The organism is Actinomyces sp., assembly GCF_030530635.1.
Classification (GTDB): domain Bacteria; phylum Actinomycetota; class Actinomycetes; order Actinomycetales; family Actinomycetaceae; genus Actinomyces.
On the sequence record NZ_JAUMUL010000022.1, the window covers coordinates 22,644 to 45,507 of the forward strand.

At 65.7% G+C, this 22,864-nt stretch carries 23 protein-coding genes; 20 read left to right on the forward strand and 3 right to left on the reverse strand.

Going from position 1 to position 22,864, the window contains the following annotated elements; genetic code table 11:
- Nucleotides 1-6: 6 nt before the first annotated feature.
- A complete protein-coding gene (locus Q4A20_RS07030; RefSeq protein WP_303121713.1) occupies nucleotides 7-525 on the reverse strand; it encodes a hypothetical protein in 519 nt (172 codons plus the stop codon).
- 748 nt (nucleotides 526-1,273) lie between these two features.
- On the opposite strand from Q4A20_RS07030, the gene Q4A20_RS07035 reads away from it, so the two are divergent.
- From Q4A20_RS07035 to Q4A20_RS07100, 14 genes are all read left to right on the forward strand, one after another.
- Nucleotides 1,274-2,614 carry a YcaO-like family protein gene (locus Q4A20_RS07035; protein ID WP_303121715.1) on the forward strand — a complete coding sequence of 447 codons (1,341 nt, stop codon included), beginning with the start codon at nucleotides 1,274-1,276 and terminating at the stop codon, nucleotides 2,612-2,614.
- A 44-nt stretch (nucleotides 2,615-2,658) separates the two neighbouring features.
- On the forward strand, nucleotides 2,659-3,267 hold the full coding sequence (locus Q4A20_RS07040) for a TOMM precursor leader peptide-binding protein (protein ID WP_303121717.1): 609 nt from the start codon (nucleotides 2,659-2,661) through the stop codon (nucleotides 3,265-3,267).
- Nucleotides 3,268-3,286: 19 nt separating this feature from the next.
- Entirely contained in the window at nucleotides 3,287-4,891 is a 1,605-nt protein-coding gene (locus Q4A20_RS07045; RefSeq protein WP_303121718.1) for a bacteriocin biosynthesis protein, read from the forward strand.
- Nucleotides 4,881-5,576 (forward strand): hypothetical protein, encoded by a 696-nt coding sequence (locus tag Q4A20_RS07050; protein ID WP_303121720.1) that lies wholly within the window; start codon nucleotides 4,881-4,883, stop codon nucleotides 5,574-5,576. The genes Q4A20_RS07045 and Q4A20_RS07050 overlap by 11 nt, the downstream gene beginning before the upstream one ends.
- Nucleotides 5,577-5,635: 59 nt before the next feature.
- Nucleotides 5,636-5,794 (forward strand): thiocillin family RiPP, encoded by a 159-nt coding sequence (locus Q4A20_RS07055; RefSeq protein ID WP_303121760.1) that lies wholly within the window; start codon nucleotides 5,636-5,638, stop codon nucleotides 5,792-5,794.
- A gap of 61 nt (nucleotides 5,795-5,855) precedes the next feature.
- Nucleotides 5,856-6,023 carry a thiocillin family RiPP gene (locus tag Q4A20_RS07060; RefSeq protein ID WP_303121722.1) on the forward strand — a complete coding sequence of 56 codons (168 nt, stop codon included), beginning with the start codon at nucleotides 5,856-5,858 and terminating at the stop codon, nucleotides 6,021-6,023.
- Between the two features lie 61 nt (nucleotides 6,024-6,084).
- Complete coding sequence (locus Q4A20_RS07065; protein ID WP_303121724.1) at nucleotides 6,085-6,252, forward strand: thiocillin family RiPP; 168 nt, start codon at nucleotides 6,085-6,087, stop codon at nucleotides 6,250-6,252.
- 19 nt (nucleotides 6,253-6,271) lie between these two features.
- Nucleotides 6,272-6,433, forward strand: coding sequence for a thiocillin family RiPP (locus Q4A20_RS07070; RefSeq protein WP_303121727.1), 162 nt, complete (start codon nucleotides 6,272-6,274; stop codon nucleotides 6,431-6,433).
- Nucleotides 6,434-6,509: 76 nt separating this feature from the next.
- Entirely contained in the window at nucleotides 6,510-7,628 is a 1,119-nt protein-coding gene (locus Q4A20_RS07075; RefSeq protein ID WP_303121729.1) for a hypothetical protein, read from the forward strand.
- A complete protein-coding gene (locus tag Q4A20_RS07080; RefSeq protein ID WP_303121731.1) occupies nucleotides 7,625-10,045 on the forward strand; it encodes a hypothetical protein in 2,421 nt (806 codons plus the stop codon). Before Q4A20_RS07075 ends, Q4A20_RS07080 begins: the two co-directional genes overlap by 4 nt.
- Entirely contained in the window at nucleotides 10,042-10,893 is an 852-nt protein-coding gene (locus tag Q4A20_RS07085) for a thiopeptide-type bacteriocin biosynthesis protein (RefSeq protein WP_303121733.1), read from the forward strand. The genes Q4A20_RS07080 and Q4A20_RS07085 overlap by 4 nt, the downstream gene beginning before the upstream one ends.
- Nucleotides 10,868-11,815, forward strand: a complete 948-nt coding sequence (locus Q4A20_RS07090; RefSeq protein WP_303121736.1) for an ABC transporter ATP-binding protein — start codon at nucleotides 10,868-10,870, stop codon at nucleotides 11,813-11,815. Before Q4A20_RS07085 ends, Q4A20_RS07090 begins: the two co-directional genes overlap by 26 nt.
- 2 nt (nucleotides 11,816-11,817) lie before the next feature.
- Nucleotides 11,818-12,600: an ABC transporter permease gene (locus Q4A20_RS07095; RefSeq protein WP_303121738.1), complete on the forward strand. Its 783-nt coding sequence runs from the start codon at nucleotides 11,818-11,820 to the stop codon at nucleotides 12,598-12,600.
- Between the two features lie 48 nt (nucleotides 12,601-12,648).
- A complete protein-coding gene (locus Q4A20_RS07100) occupies nucleotides 12,649-13,137 on the forward strand; it encodes a pyridoxamine 5'-phosphate oxidase family protein (protein ID WP_303121740.1) in 489 nt (162 codons plus the stop codon).
- A 436-nt stretch (nucleotides 13,138-13,573) separates the two neighbouring features.
- Here the strand turns inward: Q4A20_RS07100 and Q4A20_RS07105 are convergent, their stop codons facing one another.
- Together Q4A20_RS07105 and Q4A20_RS07110 are read right to left on the reverse strand one after the other, a co-directional pair.
- Nucleotides 13,574-14,239, reverse strand: coding sequence for a response regulator transcription factor (locus Q4A20_RS07105; protein ID WP_303121742.1), 666 nt, complete (start codon nucleotides 14,237-14,239; stop codon nucleotides 13,574-13,576).
- Nucleotides 14,236-16,596: a sensor histidine kinase gene (locus Q4A20_RS07110; protein WP_303121744.1), complete on the reverse strand. Its 2,361-nt coding sequence runs from the start codon at nucleotides 16,594-16,596 to the stop codon at nucleotides 14,236-14,238. The genes Q4A20_RS07105 and Q4A20_RS07110 overlap by 4 nt, the downstream gene beginning before the upstream one ends.
- Nucleotides 16,597-16,675: 79 nt before the next feature.
- Here Q4A20_RS07110 and Q4A20_RS07115 point away from each other — a divergent pair, with 79 nt between their 5' ends.
- From Q4A20_RS07115 to Q4A20_RS07140, 6 genes are all read left to right on the forward strand, one after another.
- A complete protein-coding gene (locus Q4A20_RS07115; RefSeq protein WP_303121746.1) occupies nucleotides 16,676-17,626 on the forward strand; it encodes an ABC transporter ATP-binding protein in 951 nt (316 codons plus the stop codon).
- The gene (locus Q4A20_RS07120) at nucleotides 17,623-18,366 is read left to right on the forward strand and encodes an ABC transporter permease (protein WP_303121749.1); all 744 of its coding nucleotides are present in this window, start codon (nucleotides 17,623-17,625) and stop codon (nucleotides 18,364-18,366) included. The genes Q4A20_RS07115 and Q4A20_RS07120 overlap by 4 nt, the downstream gene beginning before the upstream one ends.
- Nucleotides 18,367-18,501: 135 nt before the next feature.
- Nucleotides 18,502-19,008: a hypothetical protein gene (locus Q4A20_RS07125; RefSeq protein WP_303121751.1), complete on the forward strand. Its 507-nt coding sequence runs from the start codon at nucleotides 18,502-18,504 to the stop codon at nucleotides 19,006-19,008.
- Between the two features lie 154 nt (nucleotides 19,009-19,162).
- Nucleotides 19,163-20,785 (forward strand): PKD domain-containing protein, encoded by a 1,623-nt coding sequence (locus tag Q4A20_RS07130; RefSeq protein ID WP_303121754.1) that lies wholly within the window; start codon nucleotides 19,163-19,165, stop codon nucleotides 20,783-20,785.
- Nucleotides 20,782-21,726: an ABC transporter ATP-binding protein gene (locus Q4A20_RS07135; RefSeq protein ID WP_303121756.1), complete on the forward strand. Its 945-nt coding sequence runs from the start codon at nucleotides 20,782-20,784 to the stop codon at nucleotides 21,724-21,726. The genes Q4A20_RS07130 and Q4A20_RS07135 overlap by 4 nt, the downstream gene beginning before the upstream one ends.
- A 2-nt stretch (nucleotides 21,727-21,728) precedes the next feature.
- The gene (locus tag Q4A20_RS07140) at nucleotides 21,729-22,502 is read left to right on the forward strand and encodes an ABC transporter permease (RefSeq protein ID WP_303121758.1); all 774 of its coding nucleotides are present in this window, start codon (nucleotides 21,729-21,731) and stop codon (nucleotides 22,500-22,502) included.
- Nucleotides 22,503-22,864 lie beyond the last annotated feature (362 nt).

Below are 22,864 nucleotides of genomic sequence, written 5' to 3' on the forward strand. Positions count from 1 at the left end.
TGACGGTCAGCAGGTAGTCGGCGCCCCGGTTGCGTATCCATTCGGCTGTGCTGGTCTGGGTGAGTGCTGGGCGTCGGCAGTGATGACGGCGCCGGTAAGGTCATGGGGTGCCAGTAGCTGTTTCAGGGCTGGGATCTGGCTGGTCTTGTCTTCTACGCGCTGCTGGGCGAGCACCGCACCGGCCTCCTGGTCGAGGGCAGCCAGCAGGTGCGGTACCCCACCACCGCCAGCGTCCCCGCTGCCGTTCTTAGCGCCGCGCATGGTCTTGCCCGCTCGACCGCGATCACGCGGTGCCCGCTTATGGTGCCGGTGCGGGTGAGCATCTACGAGGCGATATGCGCGTCCAGATCGTCTGCGCCCAGGCTGGCCAGGGTGTGGCCGATAGTGGACTGCCGACGGCAGCGGTCGGTCCTGGCGGATGCCGAGTTCGGCCAGTTCTTGGGGTTCAAGGTCGTGGGCGTGCTCCCAGATCGCCAGCAGGGTGCGGCAGCCGGCCAGTACTCCCACCGCGGCCAGGGCCAGCAAAGTGTCCAGCCGGTGATGGCGCCCGCGCCGGTCGCGGGGGGGTCTGCGACAGTGGCGAACATCCCGATCAGGGGCTGGCACGACAAGGCAGGAGTGGGGGCTGATGACACAGCGGCGCGAGCTTCCAAGGCAATAGTTTGTTTGAACACCTCCATCGTCTCCGGAAGATCGCGCCGTACCCGCACCAACACACCGAAAACCCCTAACAACCCCCAACCCAGACACCGACTTTGCCGACCCCCTGCTCCCAGGGGGGTTGGAGCCCCTGCCGACCATGGGCCGTTCGCCTGCAGGGCTCCTGCGCAACTCCGCGCCGCCTGCCTGCTCCTGCCGTCCGCATGAACACGAAGAGCACCTGAAGGACGCAACCGGCGGGGCCTGGTCACGGCAGGTGGTGAGGTGCGCGCGGCGCCGTCTGCATGGCCGCGCTCCATCCCTCTGTACCAGGTTGGGAGCATGCGCTCCTCGGAAAGGAGGAGGCGATACGACCAGTTCGCGGGTGCCGTGGTGCCCTGCCCGCCCGCGATGCTTCCTCCTGTTATCGAGAACCCATCGGGACGGCGCCGTGGTCGGCTCCGTCCTAGTCACACAGGAGTGGCCATGATCGAAACCTCAGGCCCATGCGGTCGTCCCCGACTACGCGTAGAACAGCGCGATGCCGGTGGCCGGCCAAGCGAGGCTCTTGGTCCCATTAGTCCGGATACAGGGGAGGACAGGCGCGCATGCCCGGCGCTGATCGGAGCGACCGATGTACATGAGTGACCTCAAGGAGCCCAGCCCGGCAGCACTCCGTCGCGCACGCAGGCTCCAGTCCCCCTGCGGCCTGGTTTCACGTTCCTTCCGACTGCCTAACGGTGAAACCGAGCCACCATTCGCGATCTACACGGCCGCCCTCGACAACCCGTCGGCGGTGCTGGCCACCCAGCGCAACTGGAGTCATTCCAATGCCCAAGGCAACTTCGACGGCGCCGGTGGGGCGATCGACCCCGTGCGGGCCAGGGACATCTCCATCGTTGAATCCCTAGAACGCTACTCGTCGTGCACTTGGGACGAGGCTGCGCTGATCATGGCAACGCAGGCGGAACTGGGAGATGCCGCTGTGGGGCCGGACAGGTTCCCCCGCTGCTCCGAGCGTGAACTTGCCGCTGACACGGCCACCCTCGTCGAGTACGACCCCCGTCTCCCCATCCGCTGGCAGCGCGCCTGGTCATTGACCCGAGGCAGGGAGGTCTTCGTACCGGCCAACCTCGTCTATCTGCGCTTCCCCGTACACTCGCAGGCGGAGCTGTTCACTCACCCGATCTCCACCGGCACGGCTGCGCACAGTGACATACATGAGGCTGTTCTCGGCGGTTTGCTCGAGGTCGTTGAACGCGACTCGATCTCCCTGACGTGGCTTCAGCGCCTGCACCTACCGACCATTGAGGTCGATGATGCACTCTTGCGCCCCGCCACGCGCGAGTACCACCGCATGGGAACATCCTCGGACATTGAGGTCCGGTTGTTCAATGCGACCACGGACTTCGGCATCCCGGTCATCTACGGAATCCAGCTCAGCCAGGACCCGGTATTGGCCCAGGTGGTGGCCGCTACTTGCGACCTTGACCCGGAGCGGGCTCTGGCGAAGATCCACCGGGAGTTCTCCTCGCTGAGGATCGCCCTAAGAGCTCATGCCGCCAGCCCGGACCCCTTCGCGATGTTGGGGGTGTCGGTTGTCGGAGGCGCCGTCCTGCACGCCCAGGCCTCGCATCGAGGAGTCTTCGACTTCCTCCTCGAAGGAGAGCGTCCGACGGTCCCGCTCCATGAGATCGGACAGACACCGGAGCCCCAGGAGGACCCGTTGTCCTGGGCGGTCGACCGGCTGGCCCAGCGGGGCGCCGAGGTGATCACGGTCGATATCACCACCGACGAGGCGCGTCAGGTCGGCATGCACGTCGTGAAGGTCCTCGTGCCGGAGGCGATGCCGCTGTCCTTCGTCCACTCGGCGCGCTACCTCGCCACGCCCCGGCTTTATGCCGCGCCGGCCGCCATGGGCCTGGAAGTCCATGGCGAGGAGGACATCAATCCCGAGTTCCAGCCCTTCGCCTGACGACGACGGGCAACCACGGACACCACTGCCGACTAGGAGAACCCATGCTCATCACGCTTCCTGACGAGACTCTCGTCATATACGCCGGAGAATTCGGCCGGAGGGTGGTCGATCTGCTCGACACCTCTCGTGCGCGACTTCACGACGCGACCGGGCCGGTCTACACCGCGTCGCTGCCCTACGCCTCGCGGATAATCTCCGTGTGGTCCGGGCACCGCCCCGAGGACCGGGACCGCATCGACTCCGTAGCATTCGCACGGGCAGTCCCCGCCGTCGGCGTCGAACTCCTGACGACATCCCTGGAGTGCGGCCCGGTGGTCGTCCCTGGGCGCACCGCCTGCTACGGCTGCTACCGGCGGCGCCTCCACCAGCACCAGGAACGTACGGTCTCGCTCATGCGGGCCGGCGCAAAACTACCGGCCGGCTTCAGCGGGGGTGAGGTGGCTATCGCCGCCGGCTTCATCGGCCAGGCCCTTACCGACATGGACCGGCGCGACGCCGGAACGGCCCTGGGCGGCGAGGTCAGGGTGTTCGACCTCATTCGGGGCGACCTCCACAAGTACGAGACGGTCGCCGTCGACCGGTGCGAGCGCTGCGGCTCGCGCTACGACCGGTTCCGCCACCCCACGGCCGCAATCGCAGACCTGGTCTGAGGAAGTGGGGAAAAACATCATGGCTTCATCGATTTCCGCCGAGATCATCGGCACCGCCGCCCGTTACGACCAACAGTTCCAGGTCCCCGACCTGCCTGTCGTTAGGCTGGGTGTGGCGATCGTTGAGCACGAGGGCGTCACCACTTTGTGCGGTGTCCCCAAGCCCCAGATCCTGTCGGGCGAGTTCGCCCGCACCCACCTGTCCGAGTTGCTCGCCAAGTGTGACGGCAGCCGGTCCCACGCCCAGCTCGCCGAGGAGCTCTCGCTGAGTGAGGACGCCGTCTTCAAAGCAGTGGCCTTCCTGTGGTCCTGCGGCGCCATCGAGGACCAGGCGGCGGCCCTCCCGCATGGGGATGTACCCGAGGCGCTGGCTACGCTGCTGTCCCGCATGGGTGACTGCACCGGGGTTGCGCGTCACTGGACCGAGGGCCTGGAAGGGCTCCGGGCAACCCGAGTCGCCGTCGCCGGGGACCAGCGCGGGGCGGGCGCGGTGGCGGACCTGCTGAGCGCCTCATCCTGCGTCGTCGTTGACGCCCCCGACGACGCCGGCCTCGTGATCTTCGTCGACACCCCGGACTCGCATCCTGACGTCAGCAAGTGGGGATTGATGGCCTGGGAGGGCGGGATCCCGTTCCTCAGGGTGGCCCTGCGGAAGGACTTCTTCCAGGTTGGCCCCTACATCGATCCGGACTTCACCCCGTGCATCGACTGCGCCCTCGCTGGCCTTCCGGTTCCGGGAGATGAGCCTGCCGACACCGCCGCCACGGTCATGGGCCTCGGAATCGCCTGTCGCACCGTGGTCGCCCTGCTCTCCCGCTGCATGGTGACCCACCTGCCGATCGATACCAGGATCATGAGTACGTCCACCTTCCGTGCCCTGCACGCTCCCGCGGCTACCCGGGCCGCCTGCCCGACCTGCGGCGACGCGGAGGGACCGATGGCCGACGTGCCCGGGCTTGCCGCCCGCTACGAGCAGTCGGTCGCCATCCCGCCCCGCGAGTTCGTGGACATCAAGGGGCACCAGGCCCACTACAAGCCTTCCAACCTCAAACTGCAGTTCGAATTCCGCCAGTACTCGGGAACGGGCACGGTGGCTCTGCCCGCGCCGCGGCCCGAGCTTCTGGACGGTCCGGGGCAGGGCCTCAGCCTCGAGACGCTTGGGCTGATCCTGAACTATGCCGCGGGTCTGCGCCCGCAGGCGGAGCAGGGCGGCAAGCTGCGCCGCTGGACGGCCGCCGGCGGCAACATCGGCTCCGTCGGGGCGCGGGTCGTCGTCAACGACCCGGACATTCTCCCCGTGGGTACCTACGCCTACAGCGAGTCTGAGCACACGCTGGTCAGGCTCGGCGAGGCCGCTCCGGGACTCGACGCCCCGGTCGCCCTCATCCTCACGGCCAACGTCGGCAAGGTGGCCAGGAAGTACGGCTCTTTCGCCCTGCGGGTGTCCATTCAGGACGGTGGCTGCTCCGCCATGACCGCACGCAGGGTCAGCGAGGCCCTCGCCATCCCCTGGAGACCCGTAGCCCGGTGGGACGAACGCGCCCTGTGCGCCGCGTGCCACGCCGACCCCAATCTGGAACCCATCACCACCGTGACCTACCTGGGAGAAAGCCATGCGCACTGAGTTCACCCTGATGCAGAAGACAATCGCGGGCTTCTCCACCGGGACCCCCACGGCCGATGGCCGCGGACGGGAACGTACACTCCGGGTATTCCCCCAGGAGCGGCCGGTCCCGCTACCCGAGTCCGTTGGTCCGGGGCTCAGCCTGCGGGAGATCCTCGCCCAGCGTTCCTCCTCCCTGACCTACAGCACCGACGGCCTGTTCCTAGCCGAGCGGCTGGCATCCCTGCGGGAGGCCCTGCGCCGGGACCGGGAGGACTGGAGGGACGCCGCCGAGGCGGTCCCGCTCGAGGGCTTCGTCCTCGCCCTGCGCTGCATCGACCTGGCCCCGGGCGTCTACCGGGTAAACGCCGACGGTGCCGCCTACATCACACAGCCGCCTTCTCCGGAGCACTGGGAGGACTTCGGGGTCCAGAAGGAGTTCGCCAGGGCCAGCGCGATCGTCTCGGTCGCCGCGGATCTCGACCGAGCGGACTCCTGGGGCGGGGCGCACGGCTACCGCGTCGCCATGGCCCGGGCCTCCGCCGTCGTCTACGACTTCCACCTGGACTGCACGGGCCACGGGCTCGTCGGAACGGTATTCGCCGGTTTCATCCCCGCTTCTGTGCGTCATCTCCTGAAGTCCGACGGCGCCTCGCGCCATCAGATGTTCGCCGTGACGGTGGCCCCTCCGCCCAACGGCGCATAAGACTCCCCGGACAACTCGGGGTACACAACGGATCCACACCTAGAAAGGAGGTGAAACAGATGGATAACGGCATTGATCTCATTGGTGACGACATCGAGCTCGAGACCCTCGCAGACGGGAGCGCCCTGGGCTGCTTCGCCTCGGCTTCCTCGGCGAGCAGCGCCTCGTGTCCGCTCACCTCTGCGTCCTCCGTTACGACGGCGTCCAGCTATGGGTGAAGCGGCTCGCTTTGCCACACCACCCACATCAGAACCATCTCTCAAGAAAGCGAGAACATGCATGAACGACAACATCATCGACTTGCTCGCCCAGGACATTGATCAGGATGTTGAGAGCCTGCCCGAGGGCAATGCGCTGGGCTCGTGGGCCTCGGCTTCCTCGGCGAGCAGCACCTCGTGTCCGCTCAGCTCGGCGTCCTCCGTTACGACGGCGTCCAGCTATGGGTGAAGCGGCTCGCTTTGCCACACCACCCACATCAGAACCATCTCTCAAGAAAGCGAGAACATGCATGAACGACAACATCATCGACTTGCTCGCCCAGGACATTGATCAGGATGTTGAGAGCCTGCCCGACGGCAACGCGCTCGGCTGTTTCAGCACCACCACGTCCACCTCTACCGCCTCGTGCCCTGCGTCGACTGCTGGGTGCGTCTCCACCTGGGCCAGCATCGGCTGACCCGGAAAGCAGGAATATCATGAATGACGACGTCGATCTCTCGTCCCTGGACACTACCGACATGGAAGTGCTGCCTGACGGCAACGCGCTGGGGTGCACCTTCTCCGCCTCCAGCACCTCGACGGGCTCCTGCCCGGCCAGCACGTCGGCCACGGTCGGCACGGCTTCCACGCTGGGCTGACACCACCTTCGTGCGGCGGGCGGGCAGCGCCCGCGCCGCTCGCCCGCCGCACGAGCCGAACCCTTTGGAGTCCCGCATGACTACCGCAACCAGCTCACCACCCGCCCCCATGCTCCGCGATGGCGTGGAGAAGATCGTGGGCATGGACGGGCTGTCCCTCCTCCACGACACCGCCAATGGCACCTACCACCGCGTGGGTGATGTCGCCTCGGCAATGATCGATCTCTTCGACGGGCACCGTACCCCCGAGCAGATCGCCTCCGCGGTGAATGCGCAGAAGGTGACGCCGGTCCTAGTCCGAGCCGCCCATGTAGACGCCCTCACCCGCGGCCTGGCCGACCAGCAGCTCCTGGTCGGAGGAACCCCCGGCAGGCGCCGTCGCACCGGCCTGGACCGGATGATGCCCCGTTTCACCATCAGCAGGGGCTTTGCCCGGATCCTGGCGCCCGTCGTCGAGATCATCCGGCCCCTGTACCGCCGCGGTCCCCTCACCGCCGCCGCCGTGGTGGCGTTGGTCGGTTATATCGCCGGACTCACCCGGATCACCACGGTGGGGGCAAATCCGGCAGCCGGTGCAACACCGCTCCAGCTCTCCATTGCCGCACTCATCGCCCTGCCCATCCAACTGTTTGCCATCCTGATGCACGAGTCGTGGCACGGGATCGTGTGCGGCGTGCACGGACAGCCTGCGCGCGGCCTGGGAGTCGCAATGCTGTTCTGGGTCGTGCCCGTGGCCTACGTCGACCGCACGGACGCATACCGCATTCGCGAGCGGGGACCGCGGGTGGCGATCGCCCTGGCCGGGATGGTCAACGACGGCTGGATCATGGGGGCGACGACCATCGTGGCATCGGTGTCCACCGGTACCACCCGCCTCGTGGCCACCACGCTCATGGGGTACCAGCTAATCCTCCTGGTCGCCAACCTCAACCCCCTGGCGCCGTCGGACACCGTCAGTGCTCTGGAGGCGGCGACCGGGGAGATCGACCTGCGAGGGCGCTCGCGAACCCTGCTCGTCTCCACGATCAGGAGGCGTCGACTCCCGGGCTATCTGACCGCCCTTCCGGCGCCCAGGCGGATCGCCTACATGACCTACGGAGTGCTGTCCTACCTATTCGCCACCTGGGTCGTTCTGTTCGTGGCGTGGAGCTTCTGGCGCTCCATTGCGGCGGCCGTACAGGGGGTTGCCTCATGAAAGCCATCCTGACTGCTTCGCGCACAGTGGTCAGCCCCACCGTATTCGCGCGGATCGGCGGGCTGCCCGCGGATGCGGTGCCGGGCGCCTCACCCGCGGTCACTGACTGCCTGGACCGGCTCCACGACGTCGAGGAGCGCCTGGAGGCACTCACGCAGCCACTGATCGATCGGATCTTTGAATTGGTGCCGGACATTGAGGACAGAAAGGTCCGACGACTCGTCCTCCAAGCCAAGCGTGAGATCTTCGCCAGACGGGCCGTGGCCGGCCGGGCCGAGCGGGCACTACGCGCGGTGGCCCCGTCCGGACTCCTGGCCGCCTTCGAGGAGTGGTACGAGCAGATCGATCGGCGCGAAACCTTAGACGCCAAACTCAGCGAGGCCCTGGCGGCCGACGACGTCGAAATGCTCCACGCCCTGGACCGCACAGTGAGCGATCCCGGGTACCTGGCCAGTCTGGCGCTGGCCACCCCCGAACTCGTCGCCCGTCTTCTGGATAGCAGGCCCTCCAAGGCCCCCTCCGAGCGGCTTGTGCGCAGCCTGTACAACTACGCCACTCGCGCGGCCCTCAAGACCAGTCCGTTCTCGGGTCTGACCACGGTCAACATCGCCGGTGCCGACGGGCGGGGCCGCTCCGCACGGACCGTGGCCGTCCACCTGGCCTCCGGGCTGCTCCGCCGGGCGGCGCACGATGACGCCAGCCACCCCGGACTCGTCCTCGAGTCCTCGCCGGTTGTGAACATCCCGGCCGAGGAGCACGACAGTCTGGTCATGCTCGCGCAGTATGTGCACCAGGACGGCATCATCTTCCGCGAAGAACTCGTAACCGGAGCCGAGTGGGCACCGACCGGCTATCCCGATGCCTTCGCACCGGGCGCCGTCACCGATCGGGTGCGCCGGCACCTTGAGGCCGGAGCGCTGCGCGAGCAGGTGCCCTGGAGACGTGGGGAGGAACCGCTGGACGTCCTGGGTGCGGTGTTCCCTGAGGGGGTCGGTGGTGTCGGCGCCGACGACATGCTCGGGGCCGGGGCGACGGGACGGGACTGTAAGACCGCAGACGCCGCCGCTCGCGTGCGGTCCATGCAGAGACTCACGGAGTTCTCCTCCCGGGTCTTCGGCCGCGGCGAGCTGGGCCGACGTCCCGGAGGTCTGCTGTATGAGGACCGGGAGGCCCCGTGGCCGGTTCCGGACGTGCTATCGGCACCCGGCTTCCGCGAGGACCTTGAGGACCTCTCGGATCTCATGTCCCCGTGGGTCTTCCGGTCCCACGCATACGACCTCATGGTTGAGCGCTTCGTCGCCCGCTACGGCGTCGGTGGTCGGTGCGACTCCCCACTGTCCTTCTGCATGGCCCTCGCGGTCGACAACGACGGTGACCGCGAACTCTCGGCGGCCTTCATCAGGAACCAACGATCCGACGTCGAACAGGCCGCGTCCCGGGCGACGTTGACCTGCGGCGCCACCGCCGCCCCGCGCCACCTGGGTGTCATGCTCCAGCCCGTGGCCTCGAGCTGGGAAGACCTGAGCGGCGGCGACCACCTGATGGTCCTGAACAACACGGGCAGCGGTATCGGCGCCTACCAGGCCCGGTTCCACCGCCTGTTCGGGGAAACCTTCCGTCAGGATCTCGAGGCCGAGATCAACGGCCTGTGGCCCGGCCGCAAGGTGCTGGAGCTAACCGCCTGGGCCGACTGCAATACCGGCCAGGCAGTGTGTACGGGTGTACTGCCCGAACTACAACTGCCCGGCGAACCGAAGTCGCCGCGCGGCGTTGCCCTGGAATCATTCAGCCTGATCCACGACCCCGTGACCGACTCCCTGGAGCTGTGGGACGACGACGGGCCGGTCGGCCTGGCCTACCTGGGGCTGACTCCGCAGCACCTGCTCAACACCTACCTGCGCTGGGTGGCCCTCCTGGCCGACCCCTGGGTCCGCTTCCCCCCGCACACTGAGGCCTACGCGGCACTGACATCGGGCTACAAGCGTCTCGCGGAGGGTGCGATTGAGCACGAGCCGAGGCGGATGGTGGGGCGGAGACTGGTCACTCGCCGCGAGTCCTGGCTGCTGAGCGCACCGACACTCCTCAACGCCGTCCGCGATGGGGAAGGCCTGTCGGTCCGGCGCATTGACGAGCTGCGCCGTCGCCAGCACATGCCACGACAGGTATTCGTCCAACAGTGCGCCGCCGGGGGCGTGACCACCAACGACCGCCGCAAGCCCCAGTTCGTCGATCTGGCCTCCCGCACTTCGCTGGCCTCGCTGGGGCATTGGCTCGATCCGGCAACGCACGTCGTGAGGGTCACGGAGGCCCTCCCCGGCGCTGAGGAACACCCCCACCACGATCCGGACGGGCACCCTCGCGTCAGTGAACTCGCCGTCTCACTGCGCTGGCCCAGGCAGAGGCAGGAGGAACGATGAACTCGGCAAAACGCGACTGGCTCTACGTCAAGATCTACTCCGGGGGAGGAGACGACGTCGGCGCGCTGCTGCCCGCGGTGCTCGAGTGGAAGGCCTCCCTGAAGGGCGTGGACCGCTGGCACTTCCTGCGCTACATGGACCACTCCGGCCACCACCTGCGAGTGAGGCTGCGGGGACGCCCCGAGGACGTGGACGACTGGTATCGCGACCTGCCCCGCCTCGAGCAGCTCGCCCGGCGCGAGCCCGGTCGGACGATGACCCGGATCATCCACGATCCTATGGCTGAGCGGGCCGGACACGGCAGCGGCGTGTGCGTCGGCCTCTACTCACCCGAGCTCGCCAAGTACGGTGGTCCCGAGGGCATGGAGGACGCGGAACTCATCTTCCAGGAGAGTTCCCAGGCCTGCATGGACAACCGGGTGTGGACCTGGGCCCCGTTGGAACGGCTTGTGGCCGCCACCGACTACATCGGTGCCGTGGAGCGCGAGGCCGGCTTCGAACCGGGCACCCTGTCCGGACGGATCGCGGACCGGTGGGCCGACCGACTCCGCTATGGAGGGCTCGAACCGGACAAGCTCCGCCAAAGGGCTCCCACCCTCAATGACCGCCTGCGCTCCCGCGCCTGTCCGCCCGCCGACTGGAGCGAACTGGTGCAGCTCACCAGCAGGATTCTGGCGGAGCGCTCGGCCGCCGCCGCTCCGGACTTCCCGCTCGACCTCGTACATATGCACATCAATAGGATCGGACTGAACCCCCTCGAGGAGTGCCTGGCGGCACATCTCTGTGAAACATCATCACCCACCACCGAAGGAGACACCTGCCATGACCGCCCAGAGCCCTGCGCTTGAGCTGCGGGACGTTCGCAAGCGCTATGACACCCCCGGGGGGACCATCGACGCCCTCGCGGGTATGACGCTGACTGCCGAACAGCACAAGATCCACGCCTTCCTCGGCCCCAACGGTGCCGGAAAGAGCACCTCCCTGGAGATGACGGTCGGCCTGCGCACCCCCGACTCGGGCACCGTGCGCACTCTGGGCCTTGACCCGCGTACGGCACGGGACGAACTCAGCCGCCGCGTCGCCATCCAGCCGCAGGAGGCCAAGGTCTTCCAATACCTGCGCGTCGGCGAACTGCTGGACCTGTGGTCCTCCTTCTACGACCATCCCCGGCCCGCCGACGAGATCCTCGACTCCCTCGAGCTGGCGAAGTACGTCGAGCGCCAGGTGACCAAGCTCTCGGGGGGTACACTCCAACGTCTCAACGTCGCCCTGGCGATGGTCTCCGACCCCGAACTGCTCATTCTCGACGAGCCCTCCACCGGCTTGGACCCGCGGGCACGGGAACGACTGTGGTCGGTCCTTGGTAGCTGGAGGGACCGCGGCACGACGATCGTCCTGTCCACCCACTCCATGGAGGAGGCCACCGCATTGGCGGACTCCGTGTTCATTGTGGACCGCGGCAGGTGCGTCAGCTCCGGGACCCCTGAGGAGCTGATCGCCTCCTTCGCCGGAGGACCGGCAGTCGTCTTCCGCCTGTCAGGGGACCTGTCTGAGGAGAACGCCTCCCGACTGCGGTCCCTCGGGGACCTCACGGTCAGCCCGGACCGTACCGCCGCTCTCAAGACAGCGCGGACCGATGAGGCGCTCGCCCTCCTGTCCCAGACCTCCGGATGCTACGACCTCAGCATCCGTCAGCCCACGCTGGGCGACGCCTATCTGGCCGCCACCGGCACTGAACTCACCGCTACCACGACACCCGAGGAAGACTGACCATGAGTACTACGAGCAGCAGCGGCACGCTCCGCAGCGCCCGACCCCTTACCATCACCCACTGGCGGGAGATGTCCCGCAATCGGACGAATTTTGGCATTGCCACCGCCTTTCCCTTCTTAATGGCCGGACTGTTCCTGGGCATGGACAAGATCCTCCATTCGACTATGAGGGGACCGGGACCAGACTTCTCCGTCATGGTGGTACCCATCGCGCTGTGCATGCTTCTCACCGGGACGTGCATGACCCTGACCGCCGGTCCGATCGCCGAGTACCGGCAGTACGGCACGCTGCGTATTCTGGGCACCACCCCGGTGTCACGGGGACAATTCATCCTGACCCACCTTGCCGTTCGGGTGCTCCTTGCGATCGCGCTCAGTGTCCTGGTCGGAGTTCTGGGTGTGCTTCTCGGCATAAGCGAGACCGCCGCCGTATGGCGTGCGGCCCTCATCGCCCTGCCCTCCTCCGTGCTGTTTCTGGCTCTGGGCTACTTCATCGGCTCGGTCGTCAGCTCGGGTCAGGCCGCCACTAATATCGCCACATTCACCGGGATGTTCTTCCTGTTTACGTCGGGTGTGGTCGTCCCCCTGGAGCTGCTGTCCGACTCGGTCAAGCGCGTCCTCGACTTCCTCCCCACCTCCTACTTCGGGGACCTGTTGTTCTGGGTCACTGGAGGCGTGCAGAGGTACGAGACGACGCTGGACTTCGCGGTTCTCATTGGTGTGGCGATTGTGGCCGTCCCCCTGGCAGTGAAGACCTTCAACTGGGAGGCAGCGAACAACTGAACGGGTCATTCGTTGGAAGGATGGAATCTTCTGGAAGGAGGCGCCGTCATGGAGTGGAATACTGACGCGGCCTTGGATGTGAGCACGATTCTGGAGCGCGTGACCACTATCCTTCATGAGCACGACATGTGCGTCCTGGGTACCGTGGGTGCGCAGGAACCTCGGCTCACGCCGTGTTTCTTCGCCCCGCTTGATGAGCACCGCTTGGTCTTCGTCTCCTCGAAGGGATCTCGGCACGTGGGTCACATGCAGGCGGACCCGCATTGTTCCGCACTCGTGCTTCCCGAGCAGGCGGAGCAGGGACGGCTGGTTTCCCTGCTCCTGGCGGGAGAGGTGACACGCCCGCAAGGGCGGAGCCGGCTCACTGCACTGACGAGCTACATGGTGCGGATGAGGAGTCGGCTTCCCTCGGTCTCGAGTAGCATGCGCGGCCTGCTGGACAAGAAGGTTTTCGTCCTGGAGGCCGAGACCATCGAACTCGTCGACACCGACCTTTGCAGCGGCACCATGCGTGTGGGCAGAGGCCCTCGGGGATAGAGCACCGGACCTGGGGATGGTTTTGGGGCTTGGGAATGGATGTCATTCCCAAGCCCCAAAACCATCGTCAATCAAAAGGGTCAGTCAGCAGCAAGTTGTAACGATGCGGCATAGCCAATTCGGGTTTCGGAATGATGCGGGCGAAATGGGCAGCGGTGGTTTGCTCGGAGAGGCTGTGACACGGATGTGAGTCGGGGGTTCGGCGGGTGTTGCTGCGGCGGGAGTTGCCAGCCCCAGGAGTGATATGGATACGGCAATGGCGGCGAGGATGCGAGGGGAGCGCATAGGGGGAGTGACTTCCTATTCGTTGTGAATTGGTTGGAACAACTGTATTCTCCCGGCTTGCACGTACTATTTGTTCCTCAGTACGCCTCTTCCGACTCCTACCTTAGTCGGACCGCGAAAGTCTCAGAGAGTAGCAGAGCGGCACGCGCTATCATCCAATGCCTCGTTCGCTCGCCTCGGCTACGACCTCCAGCCGACTGCCTGCGCCCATCTTGCGCATGAGAGAGGAGACATGAGTCTTGACGGTGGTCTCCGCGACGTTCATCTCGCGCGCAATCCTGCGGTTCGAGTACCCTTTGCGCAGAAGACGAAGCACTTCAAGCTCGCGTGCTGACAGGTCAAGGCCCGAGTCCGAGGCGGTGCTGGGACGCTGACCGCGGACATAGCGCTCCAGCACGCGACTGGTCGGTCCAGGCGACAGCACCTTGCCACCCGCATGGACGGTTCGAATGGCCGCCGCGATCTCCCCCGCCGGCGTGGTCTTGAGCAGGAATCCCGAGGCGCCAGCGGTGATCCCGCCGTCGAGGAAGGTGTCGTCATCAAAAGTGGTCAGCAGGAGTACCCGCGTATTCCCCCCGGCGGCGAGGATGCGAGACGTGGCCTGGACGCCGTCGAGCACCGGCATCTGGATGTCCATGAGCACGACGTCGACTATGCGTTCGTGAACCAGATCGACCGCCTCGGAGCCATTCGTGGCGGTGGCTACGATCGCGATACCGTCCTCCTGGCCGAGGATCGCGGAAAGTGTCTCGCGCACGATGGCGTCATCGTCCACGATGGCGACGCGGATTGGACTGGGCTGGGTGCTCTGACTCACGGTTTGTCCTTATCGTTGGTTGGTTTGAGGGGGAGGGTGGTGTGGAGGATCCATTGGTGGTTGGTGGGGGTGATGGTGGTGGTTCCTCCGAGGGCGTGGGTGCGTTCTTGGATGCCGAGGATACCGAGTTTGGATGAGGTGGCGGAGGTGGTGGGGGTTACTCGTTTTTTGGTGGTTAGGGGGTTGATGGCGTGGAGTTCGGCGGTGGTGTCGGTGATGTGGAGCCTGATGGTGCATTGGGCGTCGGGGGCGGCGTACTTGATCATGTTGGCCACGCATTCGTCCAGGATGCGGGTCAGGGTGGTGGTCAGGGTGGGGGTGAGTCGGTTTGGGTCTCCTTGGTGGGTGATGGTGGCGCGCAGGCCGGCTTGGTGGAGGTCGTGGCGGGCTTGGGCCAGGGTGGTGGTCAGGTCGGGTGTGGGGGGTGTGGGTTCTAGGGTGGTGTTGGTGTCTTGTCTTAGGAGGCGCAGCATGGTGCGCAGGTCGAGGACTGATTGGTGGCCGGTGGTGATGATGTCTTCTAGGGCGGTGTGGATCTGGTTGGTGTGGTTGGGGGTGTGGAGGTGGGTTTGTGCTTGTTGGGCGCGCAGGACGATCTGGGTGTTGGCGCGGGCGAGGGTGTCGTGGAGTTCGCGGGCGATGAGGGCGCGCTGCTCGCGCAGTGCTTGGGCCTGGGCGGCACGCGCACGAGACACGTTGGCGTCAGCAAGCCGCAGAGCCGAGGCGACGCCCAGGCAGATGATGAGCCACAACACCTGGGCTAGTAAGGCGTGGGACATGTCGTGACCTGCGTGCCAGGCTAGGAGGTTGCCGGACACCATGGCCACTACAATGACGACGGCCTGCCGATAGCCGCCCCGACGGATAAAGACACAGAATGCCGCAGTCGTGGCTATATCGGTTCCGGTGAATTGGTCGCTGGCAGTCGCGTGTGCTGCGCCTAGTGCCAGGATGATGGCGGCGGTCCAGGGGCGTCGAGGGACCAGCAACAACGCCCACGGCGCCACCAAACCCACCAAGGTGGTGAAGCGCACGCCGGCGTCGACCGTGTTGACCGCGGCGATGACAAGACTGGCGGTGGTCAGTAGGCAAAGACCCCAATGGGCGTGCAGCCAACTCCACATGCAACCCCACCGATGCCTATCTTCGGGAGCGTTTAGCACATGTTCCTGAGGCTCGTTGGTTGGTTTGAGGGGGAGGGTGGTGTGGAGGATCCATTGGTGGTTGGTGGGGGTGATGGTGGTGGTTCCTCCGAGGGCGTGGGTGCGTTCTTGGATGCCGAGGATACCGAGTTTGGATGAGGTGGCGGAGGTGGTGGGGGTTACTCGTTTTTTGGTGGTTAGGGGGTTGATGGCGTGGAGTTCGGCGGTGGTGTCGGTGATGTGGAGCCTGATGGTGCATTGGGCGTCGGGGGCGGCGTACTTGATCATGTTGGCCACGCATTCGTCCAGGATGCGGGTCAGGGTGGTGGTCAGGGTGGGGGTGAGTCGGTTTGGGTCTCCTTGGTGGGTGATGGTGGCGCGCAGGCCGGCTTGGTGGAGGTCGTGGCGGGCTTGGGCCAGGGTGGTGGTCAGGTCGGGTGTGGGGGGTGTGGGTTCTAGGGTGGTGTTGGTGTCTTGTCTTAGGAGGCGCAGCATGGTGCGCAGGTCGAGGACTGATTGGTGGCCGGTGGTGATGATGTCTTCTAGGGCGGTGTGGATCTGGTTGGTGTGGTTGGGGGTGTGGAGGTGGGTTTGTGCTTGTTGGGCGCGCAGGACGATCTGGGTGTTGGCGCGGGCGAGGGTGTCGTGGAGTTCGCGGGCGATGAGGGCGCGCTGCTCGCGCAGTGCTTGGGCCTGGGCGGCACGCGCACGAGACACGTTGGCGTCAGCAAGCCGCAGAGGTACGGCGATCCCTATACAGATGGCATTCCACAACACCTGGCTGATGAACAGGTCATTCATCTTCGTCCCCGTGTGCCAGGCTAGGAGGTTGCCGGCCACCATGGCCACCACAATGGCAACCGCATGCCGATAGCCGCCCCGACGGAAGAGGGCGTATGTGGCGAACCACCCGGCCATCACCAATCCGGGTCCCTGAGCGTCTACGAGCCCGAGTGCCGTACCCGCTGCCAGGATCACGGTGGCGGCCAGGGGGTGTCGGGGGATCAGCAACAGCGCCCACGGCACCACCAAGCCCACCGCGTCAGTGAAAGAGAACCTCTGGAGCAGCACCGGCAACGCGGAGAAAGCCAGGCTGAAGGCTGTGAAGACACCGAGTTCCCGGTGGGCACGCCACGCATCACGAAGCCGACTAGGCGCGGCGGTGAGCACTGGGCGGGGCAGGGCGAACATGGGCGACCTTTCAAGACTGCTCACAGACTAGCCCACCTCATGCGCCTCCTACCAAAGTGGGAGGGGCTGTGTCGGGAAGCCGGAGCAGTCACGTGCCCCTGCCATGGCATCCTCGGATCGTCCGAAGGATCGCCCGGGAGAGGAGCGTGTAGTGCAGCCGGTGGTCGCTCGTGGTGTGTGCGTGTCCTACGGGGGGCGGCAGGCGCTGCGGGATGTGGATCTCGTAGTGGAGCGGGGTTCGTTCCATGGCGTGATTGGTCCCAACGGCGCGGGTAAGACGACGCTTCTGGAGATCATCCAGGGTGCGCGCCGTGCTCAGGCGGGCAGCGTGGAGCTGCTGGGCCGTGCACCGCTGCCGCGTGATCCGCACCTGTTGTCGCGAGTGGGAATCCAGTCGCAGGCAACGGCCTTCTTCTCGCGTGCCACCGTGTGGGAGCACCTGTCCACGGTGGGCGCGATCTTCGGCGCCTCGGCCTCCCGCGCAGAGCAGTTGATTGAGGCCATGGGGCTGGGTTATTCACGCAACTCGCCTGTAGAGCGGATCTCCAGTGGGGAGCGCCAGAAGCTGGCGGTGGCCTCGGCGATGGTGCACCGGCCGGAGGTGTTGTTCCTGGATGAGCCGACGGCGGCTCTGGATGCGACAGCTCGTCATGATTTGGTGGGCCTGCTGGTGTCGGCCCGTGACGAGGGGACGACGGTGGTGTACACGTCTGACCACCTGGAGGAGGCCGAACGCCTGTGCGATATGGTCACCATCCTTGACGGTGGCCGAGTGGTCACTACGGCTTCTCCGTCCGCCTTGGTTGCCGGTGTGAGCAATTATGCCTCAGTGCTTCTGCCCGAGGCGGTGTCCTGCCTGGAGATGGTGACCGGCCTGTCTGTGGTGACGGCTGCGACCTTGAGAGCGGACGGGCTGGTGCTTCAGGTGCGTGATGTGGGTGAGGCATTCGCGGCTTTGGCTGCGGCCGGTGTGCCGACCGCAGGGGCGCAGATGCACGGCCCGACCCTGGAGGACGCGTTTATGGAACTCACGGGAAAGGAGTACGAGTTATGACCCCCTTCAAAGCCCTAACAGTTTCCCTGGTGCGCAACAATCTGCGTGATCCGGCCACGATGCTCGTCTCCTACGTATTTCCGCCGACATTGCTGGTTGTCCTCGCCTTGACTATGGGTGACATGCCGGGGGGCGATGGGCGTGATATCGTCGATTTTATTAGTACCAACGTCATGGGCTTCGGGATCGCTTTTGTTAGCATGTTCGCCGGCGCCGCAACTATCGTTGAGTGGCGGGAGAAGGGGGGCGGGCGCATCCTGCGCGGCGCGCCAATGAGCGTGAGTTCAATCCTCGCCTCGGCGCTGACCGTCGCCATCGTCTCCGCGCTCGTGCAGGCGGTTCTCATCGTGTTCGCCGGCTATGTGGCGGCGGCCGGGGTCACGCTGTCACCGAGGGTGCTGCTCACCATAGCGCCGGTCTTATCGGGGACCCTCGTCTTCCACTCCCTGGGCACGCTCTTCGGCCTGGTGCTGCCCACCATCACCGCGGTTTCCCTGGTGGTCATAGCGGTGATCATGTCCATGGGTTTCGCCTCCGGTGCGGTTATGCCGCTGGACGTCCTGCCGAGCTGGATGCAGACGCTCTCCGAATTCATGCCGCTGACCTATCTGCTCAATGCACTGCGCTGGCCGCTGACGGGCGTGGCCGAACCGGGTGATGCTCTGATCGGGCTCGGCGTGACCAGCGTCCTCGGAGCGGCCCTGTTCTTGGCCTCCACCAAGCTGATGCGCTGGACTTGAGGCACCGTAATGGCAATATCGCGTCGTAGAACGGTTACTGGAACGGTGTCGATTAGCTGCTGCGCAGTCTCGTCGGGGCCGCCCAGCGGAGAATGCAACTGCTCATTCCACAATGGTTCGAAAGGAGTTCCTCCCGTGGTCGACTTCAACGGTGCCGCAATCCCAGGGTCCAGAGTCGACGGGGCGCGGCGCGTGCCGCGCCGTGTGTTGGGCCTGATTGCGCTGACCGTCGGGCTGGGCGGTGGGGCGTGGTGGTGGCTGCGTTCCGCCGAGGCCGCGGCGGTAAAGCCGGTAGAGGTCATGGCTGATGACCCCATGGGTGCCGACTCGCTAGCAGGCTACCAGGCGGTGTACTCCAGCCGGTCCCCGACGCCAAGCCTGTTGTCCAAGCCGTCCACGGTATGGCTGCGGAATTGGTTTCGCGCCGACGCCGTCGCGGCGGAGGCGCTCATGGGTGAGCTGGTGGACTACGCCGTCGAGCACGGCTGGGCGGGCGGGGACTATTCACTTCCTGCCGTGTGGGAGTCCTCGCGGCAGGATCCGCAGCTCGAGGGGCCGCTGAATCTGCTGATCTCATTGGCTGACGTCGATCCCACCGACTCGCTGCATGGTACAGTGCGCGTGTCCTTGACCTACCGGTGAGCAAAAGCGCTCCTGTTTCGGTCTCCGAACTCGATCCCCTTCCTGCTCACGTCGGTATTCGTCCCGGTTATGTCCCTTGAAAGGCCTTCCGATGAAATTCCACCCCTCACGATCTCTGCGTAACCTTATGGTCGGACCGCTCTCGTTTGCAGTAATGGCATCCCTGCTCATTGCTTCCCCGGTGGCGGCAGCCGCCCCGGCTGGTGGCAGTCTGCGAGTAGTGCTGCTGGGAGATTCCTACTCCTCCGGAAATGGTGCCGGTGACTACTACGGGGAAGACAGAGGGGCATATCGCAGCCGCAATAATTGGGCGCACCGCTATGTGGAGTGGGTCAACGCGCAGAATGTCTCTGCCACGTTGACGAATCTGGCTCACAGCGGGGCGGTCACCGATGATCTGCTCGGGCGATCGGGTCAGGTGGCCGCCATGCCCACCGACACCGACCTGGTGATGCTGACAATCGGCGGCAACGACGTAGGATTCGCCGACATTGTCACGAAGTGCTTCATGCTGGGGCTGCGCGACGCCAAGTCCTGCAAGACCAAAGTCGATGCCGCCAATGCGTTGATGGATGATGCGATGGCCTCCACCCGCAACATCTTGCAGCAGATCGACGAGCGGCTGCCCGACGGGGCGCAGGTGATCCTGGTTGGCTACCCGCGCCTGGCCACCTCTCGCAGCTATGTGCTGAAGAACCTCTTCGGGTCATACTCCTACGATGCCGGCACCGGGGTGCGCAAGCTCAGCGAGACCGCCCGGACCAAGCAAGCCGGCCTGGTCGCCAATTGGAATGCCGCCCATCCCGGCCTGAAAGTCACCTACATCGACGGCGTCGTGGCTGCCTTTGACGGACACGAGCCCGACCCGGCCACCAACGCCCGCAACGACTACCGGTGGCTGAATGAGTTCTTCGAGACCCGCGGCCGCCTGGGCGCAAACGGCAAGACGACCTCCGCGTTCAGCCTGGACGTCGCCGAGTTCTACCACCCCAACATCATCGGCCACGAGCAACTCGCCAATCTCATCATCAACCAGGTCGGTGTTCCCAGCAACGTCAAACCCGCAGCCGCTTCCGTCATGGCGCCGGCGGCCTTCAGCGTCAGTGGCGGCGCCGCAACCGGCGGGGATGCGCCCGTGGCCTGGATTCAGGGCCCGTACGTCGCTCAGGAGGGAAGCACCCTGACTCTGGACGCGCGCGGCTCCCACGCCGGTGACGGGACCATCACCACCTACGAGTGGGATCTGGACGGCGACGGCACCTACGAGCAGGCCTCCACCGAACCGGTCATCGATCACGTCTTCAACGACCTCTACGACGGTCAGATCAGCCTGCGCGTGACCCAGGGCGACGGCCAGACCGACGTCTACACCACCCAGGTGCAGATCACCGACGACGGCGACAACACCCCGCCCGAGCTGGACAACTGCCCTGACGAAAGCAACTACAGCCAGTCCGACTACGACGGCGACGGCGTCGGGGACGTCTGCGACCCCGACCCTGGCTACCCCACCGAGGACCAGCCCGGCGTCTGCGTCGTCGGCGAGAACTGCCCCGACGACGACGCGGTTGCGCCGCCTTCCACCCTTGATGACACCGGCACGGGCGCCGACGGCGCAGACTCGACAGCCGCTGTGGACCCGACGGGCTCGGGCCCTACGAGCCCTGAGCCGACCTCCTCATACTCCTGGCTGTCACGCCACTGGCCATCCCAGCCTGCGGCACTGTCCTTCGTCTCACCGTCCAAATCCGATCCGATCAGAAGAGGTGACCGATGAACACCAATCCTCCCGCAGTTCAAATGCGGGATGTACGCAAGTCCTACAGCACGCCCGGCGGCACGATTCACGCCGTCGACTCCATGACCCTGCAGGCCGACTCGCACCGAATACACGCCTTTCTCGGCCCGAACGGAGCCGGCAAGACCACCTCATTGGAGATGATCGTCGGACTGCGGCAGCCCGATCAGGGCACGGTCCGGACCCTGGGCCTGGACCCCACCACGGCCGGGCGCGAACTGAGCACGCGGGTCGCGATCCAACCCCAGGAGGCGAAAGTCTTCGAGCACCTACGTGTGGGTGAGCTGATGACGCTGTGGTCCTCCTTCTATACGCGCCCGCGCTCGGCGGAGGAGATCCTTGACTCCCTGGAACTGGCGAAGTACACCGACCGTGAAGTGACCAAGCTGTCCGGCGGCACCCGCCAACGCCTAAACGTGGCCCTGGCCATGGTCGCCAACCCGGAACTGCTCATCCTTGATGAGCCCTCAACCGGGCTGGACCCCCGTGCCCGAGAGCACTTGTGGTCGGTGTTGGCCGGCTGGCGCGATCACGGCCTGACCATCATCATGTCCACACACTCAATGGAGGAGGCAACCGCCCTGGCCGACTCGGTCTTCATCATCGACAACGGCAGATGCGTCAGTTCCGGATCGCCCGACGAACTCATCCGCAGGCATGCGGGCGGACCGGTAGTGCACTTCCAAATCGTCCACGACCTGGGTGAGGCCGACACATCCCGCCTCCGGCAGCTCGGCGAACTGGTTGTCAACGCCGATCGCACCGGCCGCCTGGCGACGGCGCATACGGACGAGGCTCTGGCCGTGCTGTCCGCCGAGGGCAAATGCCGCGACCTGAGGATCCAGGTGCCCACGCTGGCGGACGCCTACTTCGCCGCCACCGGAAACCAGCTGACCGTCCCCGAACCCGCAGGAGAATGATCATGACCGCCACTCCTCCTCTCCACTACACCGGCCAGCTGCTGCTGACGCACTGGCGGGAACTGTCCCGCAATCGTGCCACCTTCTACTTCGTGCTGGTCTTCCCATTCGTCATGTTCGCCGGATTCCTGGGACTTAACAAGCTCGTCGGGGGAAATCAGTCGGGTGGGACTGACCTCGCCACCATTCAATTCCCAATGCTGCTGTGCCTATCATTGGCGTTCACCTGCATGATTCTCACCGCAGGGCCCATTGCCGAGTACCGTGAACAGGGTACGCTCCGCATTCTGGGAACCACGCCCGTGTCCCGATCAGCGTTCATCGGCACACACCTGCTGGTGCGATTCGGGCTGTCCCTGGCGGTGAGTATCGCCGCGGCGGGGGTTGGTGTAGTGGTCGGCCTCACGCCGGCATCGGCCCTGTGGAAGGCCTCGCTGGTGGCAGTGCCCGCCTCAGTGCTATTGCTCGGGCTCGGCTACATCATCGGATCGCTGATAAACTCCGCGCAAGCCGCCCAGGCCATGACCACTATTGTGGGGGTGGCCCTCGTGTTCCTGTCGGGAATCGGGCTTCCGCCGATGCTGTTGCCCGATGGTGCGGTTCGGGTTCTTGACATGTTGCCGACCGCCTACTTCGGAGATCTGCTGTACTGGGTTGCGGGCAGCTCGTTTCAGCGGCACAGCACGGCGGTGGATGGCATCGTGCTGGCGGCGTGTGCCGTCGTCGTCGTGCCCATTGCTGTCAAGACCTTCCGCTGGGAGGCCCGCAAGAACTGAGGCGGTTCTGCGAGGGGACGGGCTCGGGAGGACACCAATCCCGCGGGCCCGTCCCCTCCTGCATCCATCCGGCCGGGCAGGCGGGGGAGTGCCGGGTATGGGGGCTATTCGGCATTTCGTGTTTGAGGGGCTGTTGGCCTGACTGGCGGTAGTCGGGTGAGGCGACGTGCCGAGGTCGGTAGTTGTTACGTGCCGAGATCGGGTCTTCGTGGGCTGGTTCGGGCCGCGTCATAGTGCGTCCACTACTGTCCTGGAGCTTTCCTGCTGGCATGCCCTCAAAGATCAGGCGCGCTGGGGTCATTAACCTTGAACTGCACCGGGTTTGATGGAGGCAGTGAACACACGGAAGGATCACTGCCGGG

Bases quoted from the DNA above. Each gene is read 5' to 3' on its own strand.
- Q4A20_RS07135 (WP_303121756.1), top strand. From the start codon at position 20,782: ATGAACACCAATCCTCCCGCAGTTCAAATGCGGGATGTACGCAAGTCC.
- Q4A20_RS07095 (WP_303121738.1), top strand. From the start codon at position 11,818: ATGAGTACTACGAGCAGCAGCGGCACGCTCCGCAGCGCCCGACCCCTT.
- Q4A20_RS07100 (WP_303121740.1), top strand. From the start codon at position 12,649: ATGGAGTGGAATACTGACGCGGCCTTGGATGTGAGCACGATTCTGGAG.
- Q4A20_RS07080 (WP_303121731.1), top strand. From the start codon at position 7,625: ATGAAAGCCATCCTGACTGCTTCGCGCACAGTGGTCAGCCCCACCGTA.
- Q4A20_RS07115 (WP_303121746.1), top strand. From the start codon at position 16,676: ATGGCATCCTCGGATCGTCCGAAGGATCGCCCGGGAGAGGAGCGTGTA.
- Q4A20_RS07065 (WP_303121724.1), top strand. From the start codon at position 6,085: ATGAACGACAACATCATCGACTTGCTCGCCCAGGACATTGATCAGGAT.
- Q4A20_RS07060 (WP_303121722.1), top strand. From the start codon at position 5,856: ATGAACGACAACATCATCGACTTGCTCGCCCAGGACATTGATCAGGAT.
- Q4A20_RS07045 (WP_303121718.1), top strand. From the start codon at position 3,287: ATGGCTTCATCGATTTCCGCCGAGATCATCGGCACCGCCGCCCGTTAC.
- Q4A20_RS07130 (WP_303121754.1), top strand. From the start codon at position 19,163: ATGGCATCCCTGCTCATTGCTTCCCCGGTGGCGGCAGCCGCCCCGGCT.
- Q4A20_RS07090 (WP_303121736.1), top strand. From the start codon at position 10,868: ATGACCGCCCAGAGCCCTGCGCTTGAGCTGCGGGACGTTCGCAAGCGC.
- Q4A20_RS07055 (WP_303121760.1), top strand. From the start codon at position 5,636: ATGGATAACGGCATTGATCTCATTGGTGACGACATCGAGCTCGAGACC.
- Q4A20_RS07050 (WP_303121720.1), top strand. From the start codon at position 4,881: ATGCGCACTGAGTTCACCCTGATGCAGAAGACAATCGCGGGCTTCTCC.
- Q4A20_RS07140 (WP_303121758.1), top strand. From the start codon at position 21,729: ATGACCGCCACTCCTCCTCTCCACTACACCGGCCAGCTGCTGCTGACG.
- Q4A20_RS07040 (WP_303121717.1), top strand. From the start codon at position 2,659: ATGCTCATCACGCTTCCTGACGAGACTCTCGTCATATACGCCGGAGAA.
- Q4A20_RS07085 (WP_303121733.1), top strand. From the start codon at position 10,042: ATGAACTCGGCAAAACGCGACTGGCTCTACGTCAAGATCTACTCCGGG.
- Q4A20_RS07120 (WP_303121749.1), top strand. From the start codon at position 17,623: ATGACCCCCTTCAAAGCCCTAACAGTTTCCCTGGTGCGCAACAATCTG.
- Q4A20_RS07070 (WP_303121727.1), top strand. From the start codon at position 6,272: ATGAATGACGACGTCGATCTCTCGTCCCTGGACACTACCGACATGGAA.
- Q4A20_RS07035 (WP_303121715.1), top strand. From the start codon at position 1,274: ATGTACATGAGTGACCTCAAGGAGCCCAGCCCGGCAGCACTCCGTCGC.
- Q4A20_RS07075 (WP_303121729.1), top strand. From the start codon at position 6,510: ATGACTACCGCAACCAGCTCACCACCCGCCCCCATGCTCCGCGATGGC.